Source organism: Polynucleobacter sp. MWH-Loch1C5, assembly GCF_018881775.1.
Taxonomy (GTDB): domain Bacteria; phylum Pseudomonadota; class Gammaproteobacteria; order Burkholderiales; family Burkholderiaceae; genus Polynucleobacter.
Window position 1 is genome coordinate 1174229 of sequence record NZ_JACVPR010000001.1, and the last position, 24260, is coordinate 1198488.

Genomic DNA, 24260 nt, shown 5'->3' on the forward strand with positions numbered 1-24260 from the left:
CATATGACGAACAAGTTGGATTCCATTCACAGTCCTGCCGATTTACGCAATTGCAGTAAAGCGGAGTTGGATGACTTAGCGATTGAGCTAAGACAATTTCTCTTAGATAGTGTTTCTAAGACTGGTGGACACTTGTCTTCTAATTTAGGCACCGTTGAGTTAACGATTGCTTTGCATTATGTTTTTGAGACTCCTTACGATCGCTTAGTTTGGGATGTCGGCCACCAGAGTTACGCTCATAAGATTCTGACAGGTCGTAAAGATGCAATGTCTACTTTGCGTCAGTACGGTGGTATTTCAGGTTTCCCGCGCCGCTCTGAAAGTGAATACGATACCTTTGGCACAGCACACTCATCAACGAGTATTTCAGCTGCATTAGGCATGGCTTTGGGTGCCCGTGCTCAAGGTGAGAAGCGAGTTGCTGTGGCTGTCATCGGTGATGGTGCTATGAGTGCTGGTATGGCTTTTGAAGCGCTTAATAACGGTGGCATCTATAAGGATTTGCCGCTAGTCGTGGTGTTAAATGATAACGATATGTCTATTTCACCTGCTGTGGGCGCGCTTAATCGTTACTTGGCACGTTTAATGAGCGGTCGTTTTTATGCAGCCACCAAAAAAGGTTTAGATAGTGTCTTATCAATGGCGCCACCATTACGTGAGTTTGCCAAACGTCTAGAAGAGCATGCCAAAGGCATGGTGGTGCCTGGCACTATTTTTGAGGAATTTGGCTTTAACTACATAGGCCCGATTGATGGACATGATCTCGATTCTTTGATCCCTACTTTGCAAAATGTCAGGCGTTTAGCTCTCGAGGGTGAAGGCCCACAGTTTTTGCATGTAGTGACTAAAAAAGGCCAAGGTTACAAATTAGCAGAAGCAGATCCGATTCTTTATCACGGCCCGGGTAAGTTTGATCCATCCCAAGGCATTAAGCCGAGCACGACAAGTAAAAAAACATTTACTCAAGTCTTTGGTGAATGGCTGTGCGATATGGCGGCTGCGGATCCCAAATTGGTAGCTATCACCCCGGCTATGCGTGAAGGCTCTGGATTGGTTGAATTTGAAAGTCGTTTCCCACAACGTTATTTTGATGTGGGCATTGCTGAGCAGCACGCAGTTACTTTTTCCGGCGGTCTAGCTTGTGAAGGTTTAAAACCGGTAGTGGCGATTTATTCAACGTTTTTGCAGCGTGGCTATGATCAGTTGATTCATGACGTGGCTTTACAAGATTTGCCTGTGGTATTTGCATTAGATCGTGCAGGCTTAGTTGGTGCTGATGGTGCCACTCATGCAGGCGCCTATGACATTCCATTCTTGCGTTGCGTACCTAATATGATTTTGATGGCCCCGGCTGATGAGGCAGAGTGCCGTGATCTTTTGACGACTGCTTATCGTCAAAATCATCCAAGTGCAGTGCGTTATCCGCGCGGTGCTGGTGTGGGTGCGGTAGTGAGTCAAGAATTAAAAGAGTTACCTTTAGGGCGTGGCGAAATCCGTCGTCAAGGTAAAAAAGTAGCGATTTTGGCTTTTGGAACATTGCTATACCCCGCCTTAGATGTGGCTGAGCGTATCGATGCCACTGTGGCCAATATGCGTTTTATTAAGCCAATAGATGCCGATTTAGTTTGTTCTTTGGCTCGCACGCATGACTTGCTAGTGACCCTTGAAGAGGGTGCGATAGGCGGTGGTGCCGGCAGTGCATGCTTGGAAGTGTTAGCAGAGCAGGGTATTGAGGTGCCCTGTTTACAGCTCGGTTTACCCGATCGTTTTGTTGATCATGGTGATCATGCCCTACTCATGAAAGAATGTGGTCTGGATGTAGACGGCATTCAAAAAGCCATTCAGAAAAAACTGGATTTATCTCAAAAAAAGCGCGCAGCCTGATTTTGTCGGACAATAACGTTATGAACGATATCAACACCGCATTTCTTAAAGGGCAGGCTATGCCCGATGTGCAGTCCAGCCACGATCACCGTAACATTCCTATTAATCGGGTGGGTGTTCGTGGTGTGCGTCATCCGATCTTGATTCAGGTGGGTGATACGGCGCAGCACACGGTGGCGACATTCGATTTAGATGTGGCTTTACCTGCAGACAAAAAAGGCACCCACATGTCTCGTTTTGTGGCTCTTTTGCAAGAGCAGCATCAGGCCTTAGATGCGGCATCGATTCGTGAAATGGCCAGCAAAATGCTGGATCTTTTGGATGCAACAGCAGGTCAGATTCAGTTCAAATACACCCAGTTCATCAATAAAACTGCACCTGTATCAGGTGTACAAAGTTTGTTGGATTACGACGTCAGCTGGGATGTGCGTGCTGAAAAAATCAATGGTCAAGCGCAAACAACTCTCTACCTACAAGCGGTGGTTCCTGTCACGAGTTTGTGCCCATGTTCTAAAGAAATCTCAGAGTATGGCGCTCACAATCAGCGTTCACATGTCACCATGAAGGTTGAGTTGGCTCAGGATGCTAAATTAGATTTAGAAGAGTTGGTCAAGATTGCTGAAAGCCAAGCCTCTTGTGAGTTATGGGGTCTTTTGAAGCGCCCCGATGAAAAGTACGTCACCGAGCGTGCGTATGACAACCCTAAGTTTGTAGAAGACTTAGTGCGTGATGTCGCCGGACAATTAAAGGCAGACAAGCGTATTCAGAGTTTTGTGGTTGAAGCTGAAAACTTTGAATCGATTCACAATCATAGTGCTTACGCACTGATTTCATCTAACTGATCTAGAGGCCAGCGCGGCCTCACATCAAAGCTGCGACTGCTTGTGGCCAAGCTAGGGTTTTGTGCCAAGCGCATGGCTCCTGCAAAGGCAATCATGGCGCCATTATCGGTGCACAAATGAAGGGGCGGGTAATGTACTTTTGCGCCAATTAATTCGCAAGCATGATTGAGGTGTTCGCGTAATTGCACGTTAGCGCCAACACCGCCAGCGACGATTAAATGCTGTTGTTCATGAGTATTGAGTGCCGCAATACATTTTTCAGTAATGACTTCAGTGATCGCTGCCACGAATGAGGCGGCGATATCAGCTTTCGCAGATGGTTCTAAATTTTCTGTCCCGCCTAACTTTTTCACTTGTGTGAGGACCGCAGTCTTTAAACCAGCAAATGAAAAATCTAAATCTTTTGAGTGCAGCATAGGTCGTGGGAAGTTAAAGCGCTCGCTCTGACCTGATTCTGCGAGAGCGGAGACTTGCGGTCCACCCGGATAGGGAAGACCTAATAACTTGGCTGTTTTGTCAAAGGCTTCGCCAGCCGCATCATCGAGTGTCTCGCCTAGGATGATGTATTGCCCCAGACCTTTGACAAGCATCAGTTGTGTGTGCCCCCCTGACACTAAGAGAGCAATAAATGGAAATTCGAGAGGATTCTTCTGCCCTAGCAAAGGTGACAAAAGATGACCTTCAAGATGATGGATTCCTATGGTTGGAATACCGAGAGCCATTCCTAAAGCTTTCGCTACCGAGGTTCCGACGAGTAGCGCACCTGCCAAGCCTGGCCCTTGGGTATAAGCGATCGCATCGATGCTATGAAGATCAGCCCCAGAATCTTTAACTACTTGATTAATAAGGGGAATAATCCTTTTGATATGATCGCGTGATGCTAATTCAGGGACTACGCCCCCGTAATTTTGGTGCATCGCGATTTGCGAATAAAGGGCTTGACCTTTGATTTCAAAGGAATTATTTCCGCTAACCTCGACAATCGCTAGGCCGGTTTCATCACAAGAAGTTTCTATACCAAGAACTCGCATAACAGTATTTTGCCGTGCTACAATCTCGTTTTACAGTTTTTTCTGACTAAATCAGAACATTTTTTAGAGTAAACAGCATGACAACTATCCGCTTACGCGAAAACGAACCTTTTGAAGTGGCATTACGCCGTTTTAAGCGCGCTATTGAAAAGAATGGCCTCTTAACTGAACTCCGTGCTCGTGAGTTTTATGAAAAGCCAACTACAGAGCGCAAGCGCTTGAAGGCTGCTGCTGCGAAACGTCATTACAAGCGTATCCGCAGCCAGATGTTGCCTAAGAAAATGTACTAATTCTTTTCCGGGCAAGCATACTTGCCTTGGGATACGATAAACCCACTGCGGATATGCCCAGTGGGTTTTTTTATTTGGAGAAAAAATGAGCCTGAAAGACAGCATTACAGAAGATATGAAATCCGCCATGCGTGCCAAAGATACGGAGCGTTTGGGGACCATTCGTTTATTACTGGCTGCGATGAAGCAAAAAGAAGTAGATGAGCGTATTGAGTTAGATGACGCTGCCGTGTTGGCCATCATTGAAAAACTCATTAAGCAACGTAAAGACTCCATCAGTCAATTTCAAGCGGCCGGTCGTGATGATTTGGTTGCTAAAGAGCAAGCCGAATTAGTGGTTTTGCAAGCCTACATGCCAGCACAATTATCAGAAGAAGAAGTGCGTGCGGCAGTCTCCGCTGCGATTGCACAGGTGGGCGCCGTGGGTCCTCAGGATATGGGTAAGGTCATGGGTGTTGTAAAACCTCAATTGGCTGGCAAGGCCGATATGGGAATGGTTTCCGCAGCCGTGAAAGCCTTGCTCACCAAATAATTTCTGATTGACCGCATGATTCCACAATCATTTATCACTGACTTACTCAATCGTGTTGATGTGGTTGAGATTGTGGGTCGTCATGTCACGCTCAAAAAGGCAGGCGCTAATTTTCAGGGCCTATGCCCTTTTCATAACGAAAAATCTCCCTCTTTTAGTGTGTCACCCACTAAGCAGTTTTATCACTGCTTCGGTTGTGGCGCTCATGGTTCGGCCATTAGTTTTTTAATGGAATACTCGGGTCTGACTTATGTCGAGGCCATAGAAGACTTGGCGCGCTCAATCGGGTTAACGGTACCTAAAGAAGAGCGTCGACCTGCTGATGTGCAAAAGCAAAAGCAAGCATTGGCGATGGGTGAGATGATGGAGCGAGCGGCTAACTACTATCGTCAAGAGTTAAAGCAAAGTCAGCGTGCCATCGACTATCTTAAGGGTCGTGGTTTGAGTGGTGAAATCGCGAAACGTTATAGCTTGGGTTATGCCCCAGATGCCTGGCAGAGTCTTGAAGCTGTATTTGGCAGTTATCAGCAGGATGAGCTGGCGAAAGTGCTCATTGAAGCAGGGATGGTGATTCAATCAGAGAGTAAGCGCTACGACCGCTTTCGAGATCGCGTCATGTTTCCAATACGCAATACTAAGGGTCAAGTGATTGCCTTTGGGGGGCGCATCATTGATGCGGGTGAGCCTAAGTATTTGAACTCTCCCGAGACACCACTTTTCTCCAAAGGACATACTCTCTATGGCCTTTTTGAAGGGCGCTTAGGAATTCGTGACAAAGGCTATGTGATTGTGTGCGAAGGCTATATGGATGTAGTCGCTCTGGCACAACTGGGATTTCCGAATGCTGTGGCTACCCTTGGAACGGCCTGTACTTCTCATCATGTGCGCTCATTAATGCGTCAAGCTGATCGTATCGTGTTTTCCTTTGATGGCGATGCTGCCGGTCGTCGAGCGGCAAAAAGAGCGTTAGAAGCTACTTTGCCAATGATGGCCGATGACAAAGCAGTGAGCTTTTTATTTTTACCCACAGAGCATGATCCCGATAGTTATGTCAGGGCTTATGGACAAGAAGCTTTTGAAGCGGCAATACGTTCAGCCATGCCTTTGTCAGAGTATTTAATTGAAGTAGCCGCAGAAGAACAGGATTTAAAAACGCCTGAGGGTCGTGCGCAAACCCAGTTTCATGCAAAACCTCTCATCGCAGCCATGCCAGCGATTGCCTTGCGTAGTCAAATTCTGCATGAGTTGGCGCGCCGACTGGTCATCAGTGTGCCAGAGCTAGAGAGCTTTATGGGTTTGAAAACAGCGCAAAAAGTGACTGAAAGCGTCAAGCCAACACCAGAAAAAAAAGAAAAGGCGGCTAGCCAGTCTGTCGATTTAGCCCAACAAATCGTTAAGCTGTTAATGCTCTACCCAGCCTTGGGTAAGCGCATTGATCAATTTCAGAAACAGCTCATTCTGTGGGTGGCAGAAAAGCGCTCAGTCAAAGCTCACGAGCTTATGCAAGATTTATTGAGTCAGTGCGAACAAATGCCACCGAATGTAGGCTTTGCGGTTTTTCAAGAGCAATTGGACCAAAGTGCTCATGCAAAAACCTATGCCGTATTAAGAGAGCGTCTGATGAGTACTGAATTAAGTTACGAATATGCTCAAGAAGATTTCTTTGGCATGCTCAAAAAGCTCGAATTGCAGTCTTATAAGGAAGAAATGACGGCCATAGCCCAAAGAATGGGTGAAGGTAAGGCTTTACCTGGGGATCCCGAAAAATACCGTGAATTAATGGCAAAACTGAAATAATCTGGAAAAACTACACTGAGCCGACTATAATAGAAGGTTTTCTGAATTCCAATTAAATTCAAGAACTTAGGGTGGCCCAGTCGGCCCCCCACTGGCTCTTGATTAAAGTTAGTGAGCACAAACTATGGCTGTTGCAAAATCAAAAAAAACGATCACCAAAGCAGTTTTGAAAAAGACTGCAGCTAAGCCAGCGGCTAAAAAGCCAGTGGCCAAGAAGTTAGCCAAACCTGCTGCTAAAAAGGCGGTTGTTAAAAAGCCAGTGGCTAAAAAAGCAGCAGCTAAGCCAGCGGCTAAAAAGCCGGTGGCCAAGAAGGTAGTCAAACCTGCTGCAAAGAAGCCGGTGGTTAAAAAGCCAGTGGCTAAAAAAGCAGCAGCTAAGCCAGCAGCTAAAAAGCCAGTGGCCAAGAAAGTGGCTAAACCTGTTGCTAAGAAGCCGGTGCCTAAGAAGGTGGCTAAACCAGTCAAGCCAGTAAAAGTAGAAAAAGGTCCAACGAAAGCTGAAATTAGAGCCGCAGAGCAAGCTAAGAAAAAAGAACTCCAAGCTCAGTTAAAGCTAGAAAAGCAATTACAAAAACAATTAGAAAAAGAACAAAAAAAGGCTGCGGCTGAAGCTGCTGCTGCATTAGCTGTTCCCAAAAAGCGTGGCCGCAAACCAAAAGTGGTTGAGCCAGGTGATCCAAATGTTGATCAACGTACAGACCGCCAAAAAGCACGTGATCGTAAGGCTAAAGAAAAAGCCTTGCTACAAGAATTCAATGCCCAGAAACTAGGTAGTGAAGAACAGCAAGAGTTACGTCGTGCGCGTTTGAAGCAGTTGATCAAGATGGGTAAGTCTCGTGGTTATTTGACCCATGGCGAAATCAATGACGTGATGTCTGACGAGATCTCTGATGCAGATTCATTAGAGACTTTGATTGGCTTGTTAAGCGATATTGGTATTACTGTTTATGAGCAAGCTCCTGATGCTGAGACTTTGCTGCTCAATGAAAATGCGCCATCAGCCACTACAGAAGAAGAAGCTGAAGAAGAGGCTGAGGCTGCTTTATCAACGGTCGATTCTGAGTTTGGTAGAACGACTGATCCAGTACGTATGTATATGCGTGAGATGGGTACAGTTGATTTGTTGACGCGTGAAGGCGAGATTGTTATTGCCAAAAAGATCGAAGCTGGTCTTAAAGATATGGTGATGGCTTTGTCTGCATGCCCGGTCACCATTGCAGAAATTTTAGATAACGCGCAAAAGATTAAAGATGCCACTATGGAAATCGACGAGTTCGTCGATGGTCTCGTGGACCCTAACGCTGAAGATATCCCTATGTCTGCTGCAGAAGAAGAGGAAGACCTCGATGATGCTGACGAAGATGAAGATGACATGGACGAAGAAGGCGGCGGCGGTGGTGCTAGTGCGGCCTCAGCTAAACAATTAGAGGAGTTGAAGCAACTTTCACTCGAAAAGTTTGATGTGATTCGCGCGCAATTTGAAAAAATGCGTCGTGCACATGAGCGTGAAGGATATAACTCGCCCGCTTATAAGAAAGCGCAAGAAGTGATTCGTAATGAACTCATGGGTTTCAGATTTACAGCGAAATCTGTTGAGAAGTTGTGTGACACCATGCGCAAGCAGGTCGATGAGGTATGGACTTTAGAGCGTAATTTGGTCGGTTTGCTGGCGAATAAGGTCGGTGTGCCTCGTAATGAAGTTCTAGCTGCATTGCCTAAACAGGCTTTGAATTTGAAGTGGACTGCTAACTTACTCAAGGAAGCCAAGCCTTATAGCGCCATTCTCGAGCGTAACGTACCAGCAATTCAAGAGATTCAGCAAAAACTGATTGATATTCAGAGCGCAGTTGTGTTGCCGCTTGCAGAATTGAAAGAAGTCAATAAGCGCATGAACGAGGGTGAAAAGCGTGCTCGTGAAGCGAAGCGTGAAATGACTGTAGCTAACTTGCGTTTGGTTATTTCGATTGCGAAAAAATATACCAACCGCGGTTTACAGTTCTTGGATTTGATTCAAGAGGGCAATATTGGTTTGATGAAGGCGGTTGATAAGTTTGAATATCGTCGTGGTTATAAATTCTCTACCTATGCTACTTGGTGGATTCGTCAGGCGATCACACGTTCTATTGCCGATCAGGCAAGAACCATCCGTATTCCAGTCCATATGATTGAGACGATCAATAAGATGAATCGTATTAGTCGTCAAATCTTGCAAGAGACCGGTATTGAGCCAGATGCTGCAACTTTAGCGCAGAAGATGGAAATTCCTGAAGACAAGATTCGTAAAATTATGAAGATTGCTAAGGAACCTATCTCTATGGAGACACCGATTGGTGATGATGAGGACTCGCATTTGGGTGACTTCATCGAAGATACCAACACCTTGGCTCCTGCAGAAGCAGCTTTACATGATTCGATGCGTGATGTTGTCAAAGATATTTTGGACTCACTCACACCTCGTGAGGCTAAGGTTCTCAGAATGCGCTTTGGTATTGAGATGAGTACCGACCATACGCTGGAAGAGGTTGGTAAACAGTTTGATGTCACGCGTGAGCGTATTCGTCAGATTGAAGCCAAAGCTTTGCGCAAAATGCGTCATCCAAGCAGAAGCGACAAACTCAAGAGCTTCTTAGAGGGAGATTAAGCAATAAGGGCCCTTAGCTCAGTTGGTTAGAGCAGAGGACTCATAATCCATTCACCCGGATTGTCCAAAGCTCTAAAATCCAGTAAAATAAAGGCTTACAGCGTTTTTTTACAAATAAAATCTGCTTACACACCACTTACACACTTTTTCAGCTTTTTAGGGGTGGTTTTGTGGAGGTTAGCAGCAGTAGTGAAATGAAGGGGGTGTGGCGATGTATAAGGCGCAATACAAAGCGAACAACGCATATGAGAGTTGGACGAACATCGGCACATACAGCAGTGAGAGTGAAGCGATGAATGTGGCGATGAAGAAAAAGAACAGCGGCGCACTGATGGTGAGAGTAATCGATAGAAACGGCAGCGTGGTGTATTCAGGTTAAAACACAAAAGGGCCTATAGCTTAATGGTAAAGCAGGCGACTCATAATCGCTTGAGTGCTGGTTCGATTCCAGCTGGGCCCACCAAATACATACAGAGCTGCTACCGATAGCAGCTCTTTTTTTGTCTGCGGTGTTTTGATTGTCCAAACTATTTAATGACACTACAGTAGCGATATGCCAGAGCAAAAAGAAACGACACACACACTGATTGAGCGTTCGCTGATCGTGTATCGGCGTGAGCGCAGCAGCATATGGCAGTGTCGATACAAGGTTGATGGCGTATGGCAACGAGCATCGACAAAAGAGAGCGACTTAAAAAAAGCCAAAGCACGGGCAAACGAACTGTTGATGGAAGCAGTAATACGCAAACGCTCAAATCTGCCTGTTATTACACGCAAGTTTAGAGATGTGGCACGGCTGGCAGTGGAGCGGTTAGAGCACGAGATTGCGATCGGCAAAGGCAAGCGCAGCTACACAGACTACATACGGGTGATTAACGATTATCTAATCCCGATATTAGGCAGAAAAGCGATAACAAGCATCGACTACCAAGCATTAGACGAACTGAACGAAAAACGCACAGCGATGATGGAAAAAGTGCCGACACAAAGCACGATGCTGACGCACAACGCAGCACTGAATCGTGTGTTTGACGAAGCGGTAATACGGGGATTTTTAACAGAAGCGAATAAGCCAAAGTTAGAAGCGACAGGCAAAAAGAGTGAGCGCAGAGCAGCGTTTGATATAAATGAGCTGCGGGCACTGCTGGCTAACTTTGATGGGTGGATTGAAGCGGCACGCACAGCGCAGAGCAAAGAGATGCGAACATTACTGCGTGATTATGTGGATGTGCTGATTGACACTGGCGCACGACCAGGCGACGAACTGTTGAACTTACAGTGGCGACAGATCAAGTTTGCGATGAAACCGATACTGACGCACACAGGTGTGATTGATAACACAGACGATCAGCACGAAGAAATAACGCTTCCAAACCTAAATCGCAGCGTAGAGCTGGTCGTCAGCGGCAAAACAGGCACACGCACGATCGTGGCGATGAATAGGACGGTTAAAGCATTAGAGCGCATCGCACTGCGCAACTACGACATTGATGACAGCATTGTCGATCCATTTAAGCAGCTAACAGTGCCGACAAACAAAGACTATGTGTTTAGGACACTAGATAAGCAGCCGCCGACAAGCTGGCAAAAGATGTTTGAGAGCTACTTAAAGGAACACAACTTACTGATTGACCCGATTACTGGCAACAAGCGTGTGTTTTACAGCCTGCGACACACATATGCGACATTAGCACTGACAAACGACAAAGTGCCAATACACACGCTGGCAAAGCAGATGGGCACAAGTGTGCTGATGATCGAAAAGCATTACAGTCATCTTAAAGTCGTCCAAGCGATTGACCAGCTGCGTGGCGAAGAGACACGCAAACTCATTGATGCGGGTGGCGTGGTCGATGAGACTTACACAAGTCAGCGCAAGCTAAAGAAACAAGCAGCGCAGAAAAAGAAGGCATAGTATTCTTACTATGCCTGTCATCTGTGTCAGCGTCGATTATTTTTACGCATCTCAAACCGCTTAAATATTGCTCTTTAGCGTCGTTTGACTGGATTTATGGTGAGCACGGCTGTTGTTTTATTGCGTGGCAAGCTGGGCTAACTGCTGCTGTGTTTTGCGAAGCTTTAAGGTAAGCGCAGCACGACGGGCAGATTTAGCAGCAGCTTTGGCAGCACTCTGTTGCGCTTTGACACGCTGTGTGTCGGCGTTTAAGTTTGCTGTTGGACTGACGACTTCTGCGATACGCACTGCGCTTCTCCTTAATGTGTAGCAGTATTTAATCGTTGGCAAAACCTTTGCGCAGCGCAATGCTGGCCGCTTCGATCTGTGCGTCAAGTTCGCCGTTGCTGATAGCGGACTTAATCAGTTCAAGCGTAGGCACGATATCTTTGCTGTTTGCGATCTCTACTGCCGTTTTGCCTTTAGCTAACTCAAGTGTTCGTGCGCCGTATTTGATATGGACGCAGAGTTTGCCGTTGTCCGCTACAAAAGTCCAAGCCTTAACAGTTTTGGCAACTTCGGCTGTTTTACGCAAACCAGTGTCAGCGTCTGTGTAGCTGCGCAGGCGTGTAGCGGTATAGGCAGTGCCGTTTTGCTGTGCTGTGGCTAATGCGATTTGCTCATCTACTCTGCGCAGCAGTTTATGGCGACGGGCAAGCACAGGGCTGATGTGAGAGGGCTTTTTGGCTGTGGTTAGTTTTAGCTGTGAAAGTGTCATTTTTGCTCCTTTTTTGCGATGTGAAAAAAGCACTACGCACAGCACGATATGACCTGAAACGCAGGCTGGACAAGAGTTTTGAGGGCAAAAAGACGGGTTTGAGCAGAGATGGGAAAAATATTTTGGTTTTCCTGTTCAAACATAAATAACTGTATGAAAGCCATACATACAGCACAGCACAAAGCAGCTTATATCGCAGCGCAGCACGACTACCTACAGCGTGTAGCGCAGCACTGCGACTACGCCATCACGCTACAGACCAGCTTACGCACAGCAGGCATTAAGGCACGCACGATGGAGGGCAGGCTATACAAGGCACAGGGCAGCTTACGGCAGCTGCGCAACAAGCTTAACAGGCTACTGACAGGCAACGGCTATAAGCGCAACAACAGGTATTTGCCAGTGTTTGTGGCTGCGATAGAGGGCACGACAAACGACTACGACTTAAACAGGACGCTACACATACACATAGCATTAGGCAACACAGGGCATACGGCAACAGAAGAAACACGCAGGCTATTAGAAGACGGCATTAGGCAGATATGGGCAGCGACAGATGTAGGCACAGCAGATGTAAAGGTGGATAGGCTGACAAAAGGCACAGAGAACAGGTGGATGGGCTACATAGGCAAAGAGGCACACACGGGCAGCACAGGCAACACAGGCGTTATTGACTACAGCAACACGCAAATCCCAGCACATTTACTACAAGACTGACTACAAGCAAAGACAGGCAGGCAACAACATAGGCAAGCGTGTGATTTGACGCAGCGTTAATCGCACGACATTTACAGTTTGATAAGAGCGATGCTGACACTGGCGACAGTGTTAGTTGGATATGCTTTGTCTAAACATTGTCAAACACTGAACAACACACTCAAACACAATAAGACAACACTGGAACACTGACACACAGCACAGATACACAATGAACGAACAGTGAATGACAACGGCGACGCAGTGAAACAAAGACACAGCACAGATAGAGATACAGAGGAATACGAAGCAGCAACAAGCAGCACTGTGGTCAAAAATCAGCACATTGATGAAAAATGGGCTATTGCTGAAAAACGCAGCACGGATTTTTAGGGCTACAGCTGAAAACTGGGTAAGTAGCACACGCAGAGCAACGCACACAGCGCATAGCAAGCACTCAAAACGCTTCTATGCGCTGTTTTTACGCTTTTCGAATAGCAATACAGCAGCGCAGTGCTACAAACAGCGTGTAGGGCGTTTTACAGCATCTGTGCTTGTGGCTTTTTGACTACGGATACACGCAGAGCAGCGGTAAATATGTATGAACAGGAAATACGCAAAAACTGTTCAAACCGTGTAAGCCGTTGATTTTTGGAAGGTCTTTGCGAATCAAAAAGAGGTAGGAAAAACTTTGAAAAGAAAACAAACTGTGTGTAGCAATAAATGTTCAAAACCGAAGGAGAGCTACACAATGGCACAAGCAGCAACATTAGACGCACAGCAGCTACAGCGGGTATTAGACTGCCTGAAAACACGCAGGCACTACAGGCGCAACAGGACGATGATTTTGCTGACGCATTGGTCGATGTTGCGTGTAGGGGAAGTAGCAGCACTGCGCTACTGTGATGTGTTAGACAGCGATGGGCAGATATTAAGTGAGACCGTGCTGGCAGCAGAGCAGACAAAGGGCGATCGGAGCAGGCGTATTTGGTTTAATGAGCGTATGCGGTCAGAGTTGGCAGCGTATGTGGCAGCACACAAGCCCAAATACAAGACACAGAGGCTCTTTTACACGCAGCGCAGTGAAGGCTTTACGGCAAATACGCTGACACACATTATCAACGGCATCTACAGCCAAGCGGGCATCGCAAACGCATCATCACACTCTGGCAGGCGCAGTGGGCTGACTACACTGGCAGATAAGGGTGTGAGTGTGCGGGTGCTGATGGCGTTAGCAGGACACAGTCAAATCGCTACTACACAGCGATACATTGATCTGCGTCCCAGCGTCGTTAGGGCTGCGGTGGAGTTGGTTTAGGAAAGCTTCGAAATAACTATTTCTTCACCACGACAGGTAAATCGTGTAAGAGCATTTTTGTGGGAATGTGAAATCCAACCTCTCGAAGCAAAATAGATAAGAGCGGCGTGCGCATCAATGCTTACAAAGGCGTCATCATCTGAAATATGTTCATACTTCTCCCACAAACTAAAATCTGGCTCGAGCTTCAAATATTCGAGTGGCAACGGACTATTTGAAATGTAGAGTTTGACTTCACGAAGCAGTCGAGATGGTATTGAGCAAAGCATACGAAAAATAAGATTATTACGGACTGGAATCAAGAACTTCCCTATTTTTTCTGAAACGTTAAGTTCCGAGTAGGGTCTTTGTTCGAGCTTCTTTACGGTCCAAGGGCGACAGTTCCAGGCTGGACTTAAAACAGCGATTCCATTTGGCTTCAGTATTCTTTCGATCTCTTTAAAAGCTTTTTCAACTTCTGGAATATGCTCTAAAGCGGCAAAGGAAAAAATAAAATCTACAGATGACGGCGCAAGCGGCAAGGCTCGCGCATCCCCTTCAAAAATATTCAAGTCACTTCCATAAAGTTCTTTTGCCAACGCTACAGCAGTATTGGAATATTCAAACCCTTTCCAGTTTTTATGGCTGGTATTCAAGTGCCCAAGACCGCAACCGATCTCGATTACCACGGCGTCATCAGTTATCTGGTGCTGCTTTAAATATTTTTTTACGACTTCCAGCTGTGCGTTGGGCCTTTCTGACGTTTTTTTCTGGTTGTCAAAAGAGCCGTAGTTATGTCCGTCGGCCTTATACACATCAGAATAAAGTTGCTTTGTGTCAAGTTTTTGACCTTCGCTTAGATTTGTTTGAACCATTGTCGTTACCGTTGTGTCTATAAGTTATAGTTAGTTTAACAGCGCACAGCAGAGCAGCATAGAGTTTTGGCTGTGCGCAGAGCATTACTTAAGTGATACATTGCGGTTGCGCTGTGTCTTTCATTGTGTAGCAGCATAGTGCGCATTTGCTTACACACTTTGCTACACACCAAAAATAATCACGCTATTAGCCGCATAAATGCTGGATTTATTTTGAGTGTCTTTTCTCATAATCCTTTGGTCCGCGGTTCAAGTCCGCGAGGGCCCACCAGTATGTCAAAAAGCCACCCTTTGAGGTGGCTTTTCCATTAATACATTTTCATTGGCAAATTTATTCATAAGGTATAGGATATAAATACCATTCTATATAGGGGGGTGTTATGAATCCAAATGATCTAATGAAATGGCAACAAGAAAGAGCTAAAGAGCTATTTGCAATTTCTCATAAATTACTTGAGACAGCTAAACAGTTAAGTGAGCACCAGGTCGCAGAAATGAAAGCGAGTATGGATCACGCCAAACTGTATGCCAAACAAGCGGCCACTAATGACATGGCCAAATTAAAGGCTTTGCAAGAGCAATTTGCAGAAGATGCCCAGGTTCGTATGGCTTCGTATCAAAAAAAGATCAAATCTATTTTGAAAAACATCGAAGATGAAGCGGTTGATGAAGTCGAAAAGCATATTAATAAAGCGCGTGATGCGATGGAGCAGTGGCTTAAAAATGCGAGTAAAAATATGCCCGCTGGCTCGGAAAAATTTGCCGATATGATTCGTGATGTTGCCGATGCCGGCCATAAAGTGCTCAAAGAAGGACGAAAAATGGCCAAGCAAGCAGCAGAGGCTGCCGAATCGAGTATGGCAAAAATGGAGCGTGCCAAGCCCGCCGCTAAGAAGGCGCCAGCACGCAAGGCTGCAGCAAAAAAGGCAACGGCTAGAAGGCGCTAAGGCTCAGATTTAGATAAGAAAGCACCGAAAAGGTGCTTTTTTATTGGGCTTAATATTCTCTTAAGCCTTCGTTTTCTCAGATAACTATAATCCCCTCATTCTCTAATTTGATATTGGAACGATTATGTTGCTAGCTCTGGTGGCACTGTATTTATTGGTCTCAATTGCGATTGGCATGATGAGCGCGAAAAATGTCCATAATGCGCGCGACTATATTAATGCTGGCCGTAATCTGCCAATGCCCATGGTTTTGGCCATGGTCTTTGCCACATGGTTTGGTGCTGAAACTGTTCTAGGTATTTCGGCGACTTTCTTGGAAGATGGTTTTAGAGGTTTAATTTCGGATCCGCTGGGCGCTTCACTGTGTTTGGTCATTTTTGGATTGGTTTTTGCTAGACCTTTATACAAGATGAACCTTCTGACCTTAGGGGACTACTTTAGGATTCGCTATAACAAACAGACGGAAGTGATTTTGTCTTTATGTATTGTGGTGTCCTACTTGGGTTGGGTTGCGGCACAGATTACCGCTCTAGGTTTAGTCTTTAACGTTTTATCTTATGATCTCATCAGTCAAGACCAAGGGATGGTGATTGGTGCCGCGGTGGTGCTTCTCTACACTCTTTTTGGTGGTATGTGGTCTGTCGCGATTACCACTTTTATACAAATGATCATCATCATTTTGGGCCTTTTGGCTGTAGCTTGGATGGCTGGTGACATGGCTGGTGGTATAGATAAAGTGATTGCGAGTGCTCACGCAGCCGGTAAATTTGAGTTCTTACCGAAATGGGACCTGCTCGATATTGTGACGTGGGTGGGAGCCTTGGTAACGATGGGTCTGGGATCCATTCCTCAGCAAGATGTTTTTGCGAGGGTCAACTCCTCTAAAAATATTCGGGTGGCCGTTTGGGGGACGACATTGGGTGGTATTGCCTATTTCTTCTTTGCCGCCGTTCCATTGTTCTTGGCCTATTCAGCAACAATGATTAACCCTGAACTAGTGGCTAAATATTTAGGTCAAGATTCGCAATTAATCTTGCCGATGTTAATCCTGTACGAGATGCCTTTTTACATGCAAGTTATTTTCTTTGGGGCACTGATATCAGTCATTATGAGTACTGCTTCGGGTACTTTATTGGCGCCTTCGGTGACATTTTCAGAGAACATTCTTAAATCAGTCGTGCCTCATATGACTGATCGCCAGTTTTTATGGTCGATGCGCACCACTGTTGCAGTCTTTGCTTGTATCGTCACCTTCTATGCTGTGTACTCCGATGCATCGATTCATCATATGGTCGAACATGCCTACCGGATTACTCTTGCGGGAGCCTTTGTACCTTTAGCCGCTGGTCTATTCTGGAAAAAAGCGAGTAATTTAGGCGCTGCCCTTGCTATTACCTTTGGTTTGGGTGTATGGTTATTACTCGAGTTCACAAGTGTGGAGTTATGGGTGGATCCTCATCTGATTGGATTGGTCGCAAGTGCTATAGGTATGGTTTTGGGGACCTTAATGGTGCCACGTCAAGCACATCATCAAGAGGTGCATCATCATTAATATGTTCAAAAAGCTACTGCTTGTTTCTCTCGTTTTAACGGTGACTGCTTGCACTACTGTTAAAGAGGAGCCTGTAGCTGTGATCCCCTCAGGAGATACGCATTGGACATTAGAGTTCACCTGGTTGTACCGAGATCGCCCAACACATAAGCAAACCTTCCAGTATGAAAGTCGTCGAGATTGTTTTGATGCGATGTATCAGATGCAAAAAGACGCTAGCAAGAAACGCTTTCATGCGGGAGCTGGTTTATGCACCAAGCTATTTGCCGATGGTCAAGAGCGTAACCATAACGATGTCCTCGGCAAGCGCTAAATTGCCCTGACTATGGTTTAAGGGCTTATGCGATTGGCCGGCTTAATAAGATCTTTTTTCTGATAACCTAAGGCAGCAGCGCGAGCTAATAAATCATTTTCTAAGGCTTGAGGTAGCTGTGCTTGTCTTGCAAGTATCCAAAAGAACTTGCCACTAGGCTCACCGATTAAAACCCATGAGTAATCGGGGGCCAAATCAATAATCCAGTAATCGCCATAAAAAGGACGGAAGAAAGAAACGCGTAATTGAGCGTTTTGACTACCCGGCACTACCTTTGCAATTCCTTTAGCTTGTTTTAGGCTGTGTTGCTTTTGACAGCGATTGATCACTTGAATATGTCCGTCATCTCGTAGACTGTAATTGGCAGTCACTATCAAACAGTCCTGATCTTCAAACCAATTGGGAAGGCGATAGATTTCATACCAGGTGCCTAGATATTTTTGTAAATCAACACTGGCAACTGTTTTTAATGGCGCAGTACTCTGGCGATAGACCGGTTGACTGGCGCAAGCTGCGAGTAAGAGGGTGCACAATGAGACTAAGATGGCGCGACCTAAAGAGTATCTATTTAATTGAGCAAATTTCATAGTTCAATCGTAAACTATTTTTTATGAAAAAAATTAAAGTTTGGGATTTACCCACACGTCTGTTTCATTGGCTATTGGTGATTTCAATGGCTATCACGATGATTTTGATTCATATCGATGGCTTATGGATCGATTGGCATGCGCGTTTGGGTTATTTGATACTGGCTTTGATGACTTTTCGTTGGCTGTGGGGCTTTTGGGGTAGTCAGTACGCGCGGTTTAGTCAATTTTTAAAATCACCCCAAGAGACTTACCAATATATTCAACAAAAAGATCCTGCGACAAAACCGGGCCATAATCCCCTTGGAGCCTGGTCTGTGATGGCCTTATTGTTATCGATTACCATACAGGCGCTCACGGGCTTATTTATGACAGATGAAATTGCCTTCAATGGCCCCTTGTATGCCTATGTATCGAGTACTTGGGTCGACTATTTCATCTGGGTGCACCATCAAAATCAATATGTTTTGATGAGCTTGATTGCATTACATCTGGGCGCAATCTTTTATTATCAAGTGATCAGAAAAAAGGACCTCATAGGTCCTATGCGACATGGCTATCAAGAAGTGGATGAGCGGCACTTAGCTGCTGATGATCATTGGCGCTTACGCAGCCGAGCGCTCATCATTTTTCTAATGAGCGCTCTCGTTTATTTTTATTTCTTTCTATAGTTATCGTGACAAGCTTTACAGGTTTGACCTGCCGCTGCGAATGCTTTTTTAATAGATTCGAGATTACCTGATTGTGCTGCGGTATTGAGGTCTGCTACTGCTTTTTGCATTTTATCGGCGCCTGCTTTGAATTTATCGGTTTCTTTCCAGATCTCAGGTTGAGAGCGACCTCCTTCAGTACCAGGACCAAATGCTTGCCAAGGTAATGCAGCCATCGTGTTGACGATAGCAGCATTCGCAATCACTTCATCTTTGTTGTACGGCTTTTCACCTTTAACGACTGCGCCAATTCTGGAAAAATGCGCACCCATGACGGCAAAACTACCTTTGCGGTAATTGATGGCATCTTCACTTTTTGCAAATTGTGCATAGCTGGTCAGTGGGCTGAGGGTAAGAGTTCCCAAAAGACTAGCCAAAAGAATTTTTCTCATTTTTTCTCCTTTGATATGTGTAAACAACACATTCACTTTACTCCTGTATGGAGAAAATATCTTGAATCTTCTAGTGTGATGATTTTTAATAAAAAATCATACGTAGTGGTACAAGAATGATGTCAATCAACCAGTAGCTGGCACCCATTAGAGGGAACATCCAATATTGGCTGATCAGTCCGCTAATTACTAAGGCCAGTACCACGAAAAAACCGTAAGGCTCAATTCGGGAAAAGGGAACGGCCCATTTCCAAGGTAATAAGCCGGTCATGATGCGCCCGCCATCGAGGGGTGGTAGTGGGAATAAATTAAATGCAAACATCACGACGTTGACCAAAATACCTGCCTGACACATTTCAATAAAGAAACGTTCTTGGACTGAATTACCCAATAGAAGGATGTATGCAATGCCCCACAGAACAGCCTGAAAAAAATTAGAACCTGGGCCCGCTAAGGCGACCCATATCATGTCTCGCTTAGGATGATTTAAGTTGCCAAAACGCACAGGTACAGGTTTGGCATAGCCAAACAAGAAAGAACCTGCCGTGGCGAGATACAGTGCTGTCGGTATTAATAGAGTGCCAACGGGATCAATATGTTTGATGGGGTTGAGTGTGACTCGGCCTAATTGATAGGCGGTATCGTCGCCCAATAACTTGGCGCTATAGCCGTGAGCTGCCTCGTGCAAGGTGATCGCAAAAATAACAGGGATTGCATAAATGGCAATCGTTTGAATAATGTCATTCATGTTCATGAGGGTTGTGGGCCCACTTCATAGCCGGCCTCTTCAATCGCTTTTTGTAGTTCAGCGTTGGTGAGTGCGGAGTCGACTTGGACTGTCTGGGCCCCAATATCGGTCTCAACCTTAGCTTGCGGATCAATGGCGAGAATAGCTTTTTGAATGGCTTGGGTGCAATGACCACAATTCATGCCAGACACTTTAAATATTTTCATAACTGAGTCCTTACTGATAGACATCAATGCAGCAAACCGTAATAGCCTTATTATCGAACTTATGAGTCAATTAGTCACCTTAAAAATTGATGGTATGACCTGCGCGTCCTGTGTAAGCCGTGTAGAAAAAGCTTTGCAAAAAACATCTGGTGTGCAAGCTGCAAGCGTTAATTTGGCTACAGAAAAAGCGCAAATACGTATCGAAGATGGTTGGGATCAGGCGCCGCTGGATTTGATCAAGGTGATTGAGCGCACGGGTTATGAAGCCCATCTGCCCAATATGCCATCTAAAGTCAAAAAGCCATGGTTCGATTTGCATGGGACTTGGGCATTAGGTTTAGCTATCGTTTTATCGCTACCTTTAGTGATGCCAATGATCTTCATGCCATGGTGGGGGCATGACGCGATGTTGCCCGCAAGTACTCAATGGCTCTTAGCGACCCCTGTGCAATTTATTTTGGGAGCACGCTTTTATCGTGCCGGCTGGAAGGGTTTGATGGCGGGTTCTGGAAATATGGACTTGCTAGTAGCTATAGGAACAACAGCCGCCTATTTTTTGAGTTTGTATCACTGGTGGATTCTGGGGTCGGATAGTACTCATTTATATTTTGAGAGTTCGGCTGTAGTCATCACTTTGGTGATGTTGGGTAAATGGCTGGAGTCACGTGCGAAACAAAAAACGACACAAGCGATTACTGCCTTACAAGCTTTATCACCCGTGACAGCACGGTTGATTGCATCAGATAGCGATCAATCTGAGGAGCAATATCAAGAGCTGCCTATTGCGCAAATCTTACCTGCGGATCGTCTGATTGTTTTGCCAGGCGAGCGTATTCCTGTGGATGGCAGGATCTTAGAGGGAGAATCTTCTTTAGATGAAGCCATGCTCACCGGTGAAGCGGATTTAGTCACTAAGCGAGTGGGTGATACTGTGTACAGCGGCTCAATCAACACAGTCGGTCGTCTCATTATCCTTGCTGAACATGTGGGACAAGACACCTTACTGGCTAAGATGATTCAGATGGTTGAAGATGCGCAGGCTCAAAAAGCGCCAATTCAACGCCTTGTTGATCGCATCAGTGCTATTTTTGTGCCAACTGTGATTGTGATTGCGCTACTCACATTCATTACTCATATTTTCATGGGCCGTGACCTTGCATTAGCTCTCATCAATGCTGTGGCTGTGCTAGTGATTGCATGTCCTTGTGCCTTGGGCTTGGCAACACCGACGGCTATCATGGCAGGTACCGGTTTGGCAGCTAGACGTGGTGTATTCATTAAAGATGCTCAGGCTTTGGAGCTCGCTCATCGGATTCAATTGGTTGCTTTTGATAAAACAGGAACTCTGACTTTGGGTCGACCTCATATACATGAGACTTATATCAATGATGAGCATGCCCAGCAAGCAATATCCATCTTATACGCCATGCAATCTGCCAGTGAACATCCATTAGCGAAGGCGACTTTGGTATGGATCAAAGAAAAAAATCTGACTAAAGATATAGTCAGTATTAAAGAAATAACAACATTACCAGGGCAGGGGGTGCGTGCTGAACTTGATAGTGGTGAGCGTTATGCCTTACTCGGTTATCAACAAGCTCAGGAGTTAGTGCCTGGTATTTCAAATCAAGCTATCGTTGAGCATGCTTTGAAGCAAGGATTATCTATGGCTTGCTTATTAGATTTGACGGCAGAAAATTCTTCGAAATTACTGGCAGTCTTAGTATTTGATGATGAGATTAAATCCACAGCTAAAACGACTGTTACACAGCTCAAGGAGCTAGGTATTCGGGTGGTGATGATTTCTGGTGATCATCTCAGTAGTGCAAAGCGTGTGGCGCATGCAGTCGGCATTACTGAAGTCTATGCCCCGGTATTACCTGATCAAAAAGCACATCAAATTGAAGATCTCAAATCAAAAAATCAGATAGTCGCTATGGTTGGTGATGGCATTAATGATGCACCGGCTCTGGCGGCGGCGGATGTTGGTATTGCTATGTCTACTGGAACGGATATTGCTGTGCATACCGCGGGTATAACGGTGATGCGCGGTGATCCACTCTTGGTGGTTGAAGCGATCGATATTTCAAAGAGAACATGGCGCAAAATTCAACAAAATCTCTTTTGGGCATTTATTTATAACTTGATTGGTATTCCACTAGCGGCTATGGGCTATTTGAGCCCTGTTATCGCTGGAGCGGCCATGGCTGCATCGAGTGTGAGCGTCGTGAGTAATGCGCTCTTATTGAGGGCGCGCCGTTTTTGAGCGACGTAAGCGGTTAATTAAGAAAAATAGTAGTGCCACCACCGGTGCAGCAATACCCCCGGCTAACTCTGGGGAAACATCATAGCCGCCTGCTTTCAGACCTTTGAGCATGTAGATAAAAAGACTCACAGCATAATATGTCAGCACTAGGACAGACAGGCCTTCCACAGTCTCTTGTAAGCGCAATTGTAGTTTTGCCCGTTGATCCATACTCATGAGTAGTTTTTGAGTTTGCTCTTCATTCACATACTCGATACGTGTTCTGAGAGTTTGGGTCGTCCGTGCAATCCGATCCGATAAATCACGCAGACGTTTTTGAGTCCACGAGCAGGTACTCATAGCAGGCTGAAAACGTCTATCCATGAATTCAGAGAGAGTTTGAACACCGGGTACAGGACTTTCATTGAGCTCCTGTAAATTTTTTTCTACTAATTGGCTATAGGCATCTGCAGCAGTAAAGCGTAGACCATGATCGGAAATCCATTGTTCAGTGCGTGAGGCGAGTGCTGATAGGGTCGCTAAGAATTGACCATCTCGCTCTGTCTGAATCCCTTGTTCTTGATGCAGGCTGGCGATATCTTTAGAAATTTGTGAGAGCTCTTTTTCGGCTTGTTTAAGGGGTAGTGAGAGACTTTTAGCTAGAGGAAAGGCAATCATTGCCGCCATACGATAGGTTTCGACTTCAATGATGCGACGTGCAATACGACCTGCTTGGCGTGAGCCAATACCTAGATTAGGAACTAAATAAGAGATATAACCATCATCATTAATTTGCAGGTCTGTCCATAACTGAGCTCTTTGGCTTGTCAGAATATGGCTACCTAATAGGGTGTTGTTATTGAATAAGGGCGCGATTTCAATGGCATCAGCAACCAAGCCACGATCTTCGAATGCAATATCAAGAGCTGCAATTCTCAGCCCACCAGACATTTCCGGAGCTTGTAGCCCCAGTTCTTGAAAACAGGCGGCTACTCTTTGAAGAATTCTCTGACGTGACTGAATATGGGTTTCACTGAGCAAACTCTCTTGCTGAACCATGACTGAGATCGAGGCGAATTCACCATGCAATTCCCACTTCAATATGATTCTTTGTGGTGACGGTTCGATTTCTAGAATTCGAAAAGACTGACCATGATGAGGGTCGATATTGATCTTTAAAGCTTCAGAAAGCTGATTGATCCAATGGAGTTGTGCTTGTCTTGTAGCGTCATCAATTAAAAAAGCTTGGCTGAAAACACGATCTCTTGGCCACAGGGCTACAGGGGGTCTTGCATGAACTTCTTCATGCAAGACATTGCGTAGTGGATGATCGTATTCACGCATACTTATTATTTATAGGTAACTAACTCGATGCCCTCTTTTTGCATGATACGACTAATGACGGGTAGTGCAGCAATTTCTTGTACGTAGGTCCAGTAGTTTGCATAATCCTGTGGATTGATACGTGCTAGTCCTGCCCAACGAATAAATGCTAGCGCGTAACAATCTGCACCGGTGAGTTGATTGCCAGCAATAAATTGTTTGCCTTTCACTAAAGCATCGATTTCAGCTAGATATGATTTGAATTGTTCTAGTGCAGTTTCTTTAACTGCAGCCTTACTATCTTCTGTGGCAAAGCGTTCTGGACGGAAGACGCGAGTAAAGGTGGGGTGCACGGTGTTATTCATCCAAGCTAGGGTAGATAGCACTTCTGCACGGGCCATAGCTTCTGTCGGTAAGAGGCGAGCTTGTGGAAATTGATTGTTTAAAAAATCAATAATCGCCATCACTTGTGTCACAAGTTTTCCATCCACAATCAAGGCTGGTACTTGGCCACGAGGATTAATCGCTTGATATTCAGGTTTGAGTTGTTCCCCATTACGTAGATTGATCAGGGTGCTTGTGAAGTCTTGACCCGTTTCACGTATCAGTTCCAAAGCCACATGTGGCACAAAAGAACAGGTGCCGGGGGCGTAATATAGATGTAGTTGCATGTCTGTCTC

The 24260-nt window shown here is 45.5% G+C and carries 25 protein-coding genes and 1 tRNA gene; 16 read left to right on the forward strand and 10 right to left on the reverse strand.

Annotated features, from left to right (window positions below; translation table 11 throughout):
- Positions 1-3 precede the first annotated feature (3 nt).
- Together dxs and folE2 are read left to right on the forward strand one after the other, a co-directional pair.
- A complete protein-coding gene (dxs, locus tag ICE94_RS05950; protein WP_216149795.1) occupies positions 4-1884 on the forward strand; it encodes a 1-deoxy-D-xylulose-5-phosphate synthase in 1881 nt (626 codons plus the stop codon).
- Between the two features lie 20 nt (positions 1885-1904).
- Positions 1905-2726: a GTP cyclohydrolase FolE2 gene (gene folE2 / locus ICE94_RS05955; protein WP_216149797.1), complete on the forward strand. Its 822-nt coding sequence runs from the start codon at positions 1905-1907 to the stop codon at positions 2724-2726.
- On the opposite strand, the gene tsaD is transcribed toward folE2, so the two are convergent.
- On the reverse strand, positions 2702-3757 hold the full coding sequence (gene tsaD / locus ICE94_RS05960) for a tRNA (adenosine(37)-N6)-threonylcarbamoyltransferase complex transferase subunit TsaD (protein WP_216149799.1): 1056 nt from the start codon (positions 3755-3757) through the stop codon (positions 2702-2704). The genes folE2 and tsaD overlap by 25 nt on opposite strands.
- Before the next feature lie 77 nt (positions 3758-3834).
- On the opposite strand from tsaD, the gene rpsU reads away from it, so the two are divergent.
- The 7 genes from rpsU to ICE94_RS05995 all read left to right on the forward strand — a co-directional run bounded on the left by rpsU (position 3835) and on the right by ICE94_RS05995 (position 10932).
- The gene (rpsU, locus tag ICE94_RS05965; protein ID WP_216149801.1) at positions 3835-4047 is read left to right on the forward strand and encodes a 30S ribosomal protein S21; all 213 of its coding nucleotides are present in this window, start codon (positions 3835-3837) and stop codon (positions 4045-4047) included.
- An 85-nt stretch (positions 4048-4132) separates the two neighbouring features.
- Entirely contained in the window at positions 4133-4579 is a 447-nt protein-coding gene (locus tag ICE94_RS05970) for a GatB/YqeY domain-containing protein (protein ID WP_216149803.1), read from the forward strand.
- 15 nt (positions 4580-4594) lie between these two features.
- On the forward strand, positions 4595-6376 hold the full coding sequence (gene dnaG, locus ICE94_RS05975; RefSeq protein ID WP_216149805.1) for a DNA primase: 1782 nt from the start codon (positions 4595-4597) through the stop codon (positions 6374-6376).
- A gap of 124 nt (positions 6377-6500) precedes the next feature.
- A complete protein-coding gene (gene rpoD, locus ICE94_RS05980) occupies positions 6501-9017 on the forward strand; it encodes an RNA polymerase sigma factor RpoD (protein ID WP_216149806.1) in 2517 nt (838 codons plus the stop codon).
- A gap of 211 nt (positions 9018-9228) precedes the next feature.
- On the forward strand, positions 9229-9396 hold the full coding sequence (locus tag ICE94_RS05985; RefSeq protein WP_216149808.1) for a hypothetical protein: 168 nt from the start codon (positions 9229-9231) through the stop codon (positions 9394-9396).
- A gap of 9 nt (positions 9397-9405) precedes the next feature.
- Positions 9406-9480 (forward strand) — tRNA-Ile (locus tag ICE94_RS05990).
- Positions 9481-9570: 90 nt separating this feature from the next.
- A complete protein-coding gene (locus ICE94_RS05995) occupies positions 9571-10932 on the forward strand; it encodes a tyrosine-type recombinase/integrase (RefSeq protein ID WP_216149810.1) in 1362 nt (453 codons plus the stop codon).
- Between the two features lie 117 nt (positions 10933-11049).
- Here the strand turns inward: ICE94_RS05995 and ICE94_RS06000 are convergent, their stop codons facing one another.
- Both ICE94_RS06000 and ICE94_RS06005 read right to left on the reverse strand, forming a co-directional pair.
- The gene (locus ICE94_RS06000; protein WP_216149812.1) at positions 11050-11220 is read right to left on the reverse strand and encodes a hypothetical protein; all 171 of its coding nucleotides are present in this window, start codon (positions 11218-11220) and stop codon (positions 11050-11052) included.
- Positions 11221-11248: 28 nt separating this feature from the next.
- The gene (locus ICE94_RS06005; protein WP_216149814.1) at positions 11249-11689 is read right to left on the reverse strand and encodes a DUF6641 family protein; all 441 of its coding nucleotides are present in this window, start codon (positions 11687-11689) and stop codon (positions 11249-11251) included.
- A gap of 153 nt (positions 11690-11842) precedes the next feature.
- Between ICE94_RS06005 and ICE94_RS06010 the strand changes: the two genes are divergently transcribed.
- Together ICE94_RS06010 and ICE94_RS06015 are read left to right on the forward strand one after the other, a co-directional pair.
- A complete protein-coding gene (locus tag ICE94_RS06010) occupies positions 11843-12406 on the forward strand; it encodes a hypothetical protein (protein ID WP_216149816.1) in 564 nt (187 codons plus the stop codon).
- A 730-nt stretch (positions 12407-13136) separates the two neighbouring features.
- On the forward strand, positions 13137-13703 hold the full coding sequence (locus ICE94_RS06015) for a site-specific integrase (protein ID WP_216149818.1): 567 nt from the start codon (positions 13137-13139) through the stop codon (positions 13701-13703).
- On the opposite strand, the gene ICE94_RS06020 is transcribed toward ICE94_RS06015, so the two are convergent.
- Positions 13700-14557, reverse strand: coding sequence for a class I SAM-dependent methyltransferase (locus ICE94_RS06020; RefSeq protein WP_216149820.1), 858 nt, complete (start codon positions 14555-14557; stop codon positions 13700-13702). The two genes, ICE94_RS06015 and ICE94_RS06020, sit on opposite strands and share 4 nt — an antisense overlap.
- 380 nt (positions 14558-14937) lie before the next feature.
- Here ICE94_RS06020 and ICE94_RS06025 point away from each other — a divergent pair, with 380 nt between their 5' ends.
- The 3 genes from ICE94_RS06025 (at position 14938) to ICE94_RS06035 (ending at position 17369) form a co-directional block, all read left to right on the forward strand.
- Positions 14938-15504: a phasin family protein gene (locus tag ICE94_RS06025; RefSeq protein WP_216149822.1), complete on the forward strand. Its 567-nt coding sequence runs from the start codon at positions 14938-14940 to the stop codon at positions 15502-15504.
- Positions 15505-15628: 124 nt separating this feature from the next.
- Complete coding sequence (locus tag ICE94_RS06030; protein ID WP_216149824.1) at positions 15629-17056, forward strand: sodium:solute symporter family protein; 1428 nt, start codon at positions 15629-15631, stop codon at positions 17054-17056.
- A 1-nt stretch (position 17057) separates the two neighbouring features.
- Positions 17058-17369, forward strand: a complete 312-nt coding sequence (locus ICE94_RS06035; protein WP_216149826.1) for a hypothetical protein — start codon at positions 17058-17060, stop codon at positions 17367-17369.
- Positions 17370-17386: 17 nt separating this feature from the next.
- Here the strand turns inward: ICE94_RS06035 and ICE94_RS06040 are convergent, their stop codons facing one another.
- Positions 17387-17956: a lipocalin family protein gene (locus tag ICE94_RS06040; protein ID WP_216149828.1), complete on the reverse strand. Its 570-nt coding sequence runs from the start codon at positions 17954-17956 to the stop codon at positions 17387-17389.
- 23 nt (positions 17957-17979) lie between these two features.
- On the opposite strand from ICE94_RS06040, the gene ICE94_RS06045 reads away from it, so the two are divergent.
- On the forward strand, positions 17980-18627 hold the full coding sequence (locus tag ICE94_RS06045; RefSeq protein ID WP_216149829.1) for a cytochrome b/b6 domain-containing protein: 648 nt from the start codon (positions 17980-17982) through the stop codon (positions 18625-18627).
- Here the strand turns inward: ICE94_RS06045 and ICE94_RS06050 are convergent.
- The 3 genes from ICE94_RS06050 to ICE94_RS06060 form a co-directional block, all read right to left on the reverse strand.
- Positions 18612-19058: a cytochrome c gene (locus tag ICE94_RS06050; RefSeq protein ID WP_216149831.1), complete on the reverse strand. Its 447-nt coding sequence runs from the start codon at positions 19056-19058 to the stop codon at positions 18612-18614. The two genes, ICE94_RS06045 and ICE94_RS06050, sit on opposite strands and share 16 nt — an antisense overlap.
- An 85-nt stretch (positions 19059-19143) precedes the next feature.
- A complete protein-coding gene (locus ICE94_RS06055; protein ID WP_216149833.1) occupies positions 19144-19812 on the reverse strand; it encodes a site-2 protease family protein in 669 nt (222 codons plus the stop codon).
- Complete coding sequence (locus ICE94_RS06060) at positions 19809-20012, reverse strand: heavy-metal-associated domain-containing protein (RefSeq protein ID WP_216149835.1); 204 nt, start codon at positions 20010-20012, stop codon at positions 19809-19811. Before ICE94_RS06060 ends, ICE94_RS06055 begins: the two co-directional genes overlap by 4 nt.
- 61 nt (positions 20013-20073) lie before the next feature.
- Between ICE94_RS06060 and ICE94_RS06065 the strand changes: the two genes are divergently transcribed.
- Positions 20074-22278: a cation-translocating P-type ATPase gene (locus ICE94_RS06065; RefSeq protein WP_216149836.1), complete on the forward strand. Its 2205-nt coding sequence runs from the start codon at positions 20074-20076 to the stop codon at positions 22276-22278.
- Here ICE94_RS06065 and ICE94_RS06070 read toward each other — a convergent pair.
- Both ICE94_RS06070 and ICE94_RS06075 read right to left on the reverse strand, forming a co-directional pair.
- The gene (locus tag ICE94_RS06070) at positions 22255-23601 is read right to left on the reverse strand and encodes a DUF3422 domain-containing protein (RefSeq protein ID WP_216149838.1); all 1347 of its coding nucleotides are present in this window, start codon (positions 23599-23601) and stop codon (positions 22255-22257) included. The genes ICE94_RS06065 and ICE94_RS06070 overlap by 24 nt on opposite strands.
- Positions 23602-23606: 5 nt before the next feature.
- Complete coding sequence (locus tag ICE94_RS06075) at positions 23607-24251, reverse strand: glutathione S-transferase family protein (RefSeq protein WP_216149840.1); 645 nt, start codon at positions 24249-24251, stop codon at positions 23607-23609.
- Between the last annotated feature and the right edge of the window lie 9 nt (positions 24252-24260).

Coding starts and splice junctions, on each gene's coding strand:
- ICE94_RS06065 (WP_216149836.1), top strand. CDS start 20,074: ATGAGTCAATTAGTCACCTTAAAAATTGATGGTATGACCTGCGCGTCC.
- ICE94_RS05970 (WP_216149803.1), top strand. CDS start 4,133: ATGAGCCTGAAAGACAGCATTACAGAAGATATGAAATCCGCCATGCGT.
- rpsU (WP_216149801.1), top strand. CDS start 3,835: ATGACAACTATCCGCTTACGCGAAAACGAACCTTTTGAAGTGGCATTA.
- ICE94_RS06070 (WP_216149838.1), bottom strand. CDS start 23,601: ATGCGTGAATACGATCATCCACTACGCAATGTCTTGCATGAAGAAGTT.
- dnaG (WP_216149805.1), top strand. CDS start 4,595: ATGATTCCACAATCATTTATCACTGACTTACTCAATCGTGTTGATGTG.
- ICE94_RS06025 (WP_216149822.1), top strand. CDS start 14,938: ATGAATCCAAATGATCTAATGAAATGGCAACAAGAAAGAGCTAAAGAG.
- ICE94_RS06015 (WP_216149818.1), top strand. CDS start 13,137: ATGGCACAAGCAGCAACATTAGACGCACAGCAGCTACAGCGGGTATTA.
- tsaD (WP_216149799.1), bottom strand. CDS start 3,757: ATGCGAGTTCTTGGTATAGAAACTTCTTGTGATGAAACCGGCCTAGCG.
- ICE94_RS06060 (WP_216149835.1), bottom strand. CDS start 20,012: ATGAAAATATTTAAAGTGTCTGGCATGAATTGTGGTCATTGCACCCAA.
- ICE94_RS06010 (WP_216149816.1), top strand. CDS start 11,843: ATGAAAGCCATACATACAGCACAGCACAAAGCAGCTTATATCGCAGCG.
- rpoD (WP_216149806.1), top strand. CDS start 6,501: ATGGCTGTTGCAAAATCAAAAAAAACGATCACCAAAGCAGTTTTGAAA.
- ICE94_RS06020 (WP_216149820.1), bottom strand. CDS start 14,557: ATGGTTCAAACAAATCTAAGCGAAGGTCAAAAACTTGACACAAAGCAA.
- ICE94_RS06050 (WP_216149831.1), bottom strand. CDS start 19,058: ATGAGAAAAATTCTTTTGGCTAGTCTTTTGGGAACTCTTACCCTCAGC.
- ICE94_RS06040 (WP_216149828.1), bottom strand. CDS start 17,956: ATGAAATTTGCTCAATTAAATAGATACTCTTTAGGTCGCGCCATCTTA.
- ICE94_RS05985 (WP_216149808.1), top strand. CDS start 9,229: ATGTATAAGGCGCAATACAAAGCGAACAACGCATATGAGAGTTGGACG.
- ICE94_RS06075 (WP_216149840.1), bottom strand. CDS start 24,251: ATGCAACTACATCTATATTACGCCCCCGGCACCTGTTCTTTTGTGCCA.
- dxs (WP_216149795.1), top strand. CDS start 4: ATGACGAACAAGTTGGATTCCATTCACAGTCCTGCCGATTTACGCAAT.
- ICE94_RS06005 (WP_216149814.1), bottom strand. CDS start 11,689: ATGACACTTTCACAGCTAAAACTAACCACAGCCAAAAAGCCCTCTCAC.
- ICE94_RS06045 (WP_216149829.1), top strand. CDS start 17,980: ATGAAAAAAATTAAAGTTTGGGATTTACCCACACGTCTGTTTCATTGG.
- ICE94_RS06035 (WP_216149826.1), top strand. CDS start 17,058: ATGTTCAAAAAGCTACTGCTTGTTTCTCTCGTTTTAACGGTGACTGCT.
- folE2 (WP_216149797.1), top strand. CDS start 1,905: ATGAACGATATCAACACCGCATTTCTTAAAGGGCAGGCTATGCCCGAT.
- ICE94_RS06055 (WP_216149833.1), bottom strand. CDS start 19,812: ATGAACATGAATGACATTATTCAAACGATTGCCATTTATGCAATCCCT.
- ICE94_RS05995 (WP_216149810.1), top strand. CDS start 9,571: ATGCCAGAGCAAAAAGAAACGACACACACACTGATTGAGCGTTCGCTG.
- ICE94_RS06030 (WP_216149824.1), top strand. CDS start 15,629: ATGTTGCTAGCTCTGGTGGCACTGTATTTATTGGTCTCAATTGCGATT.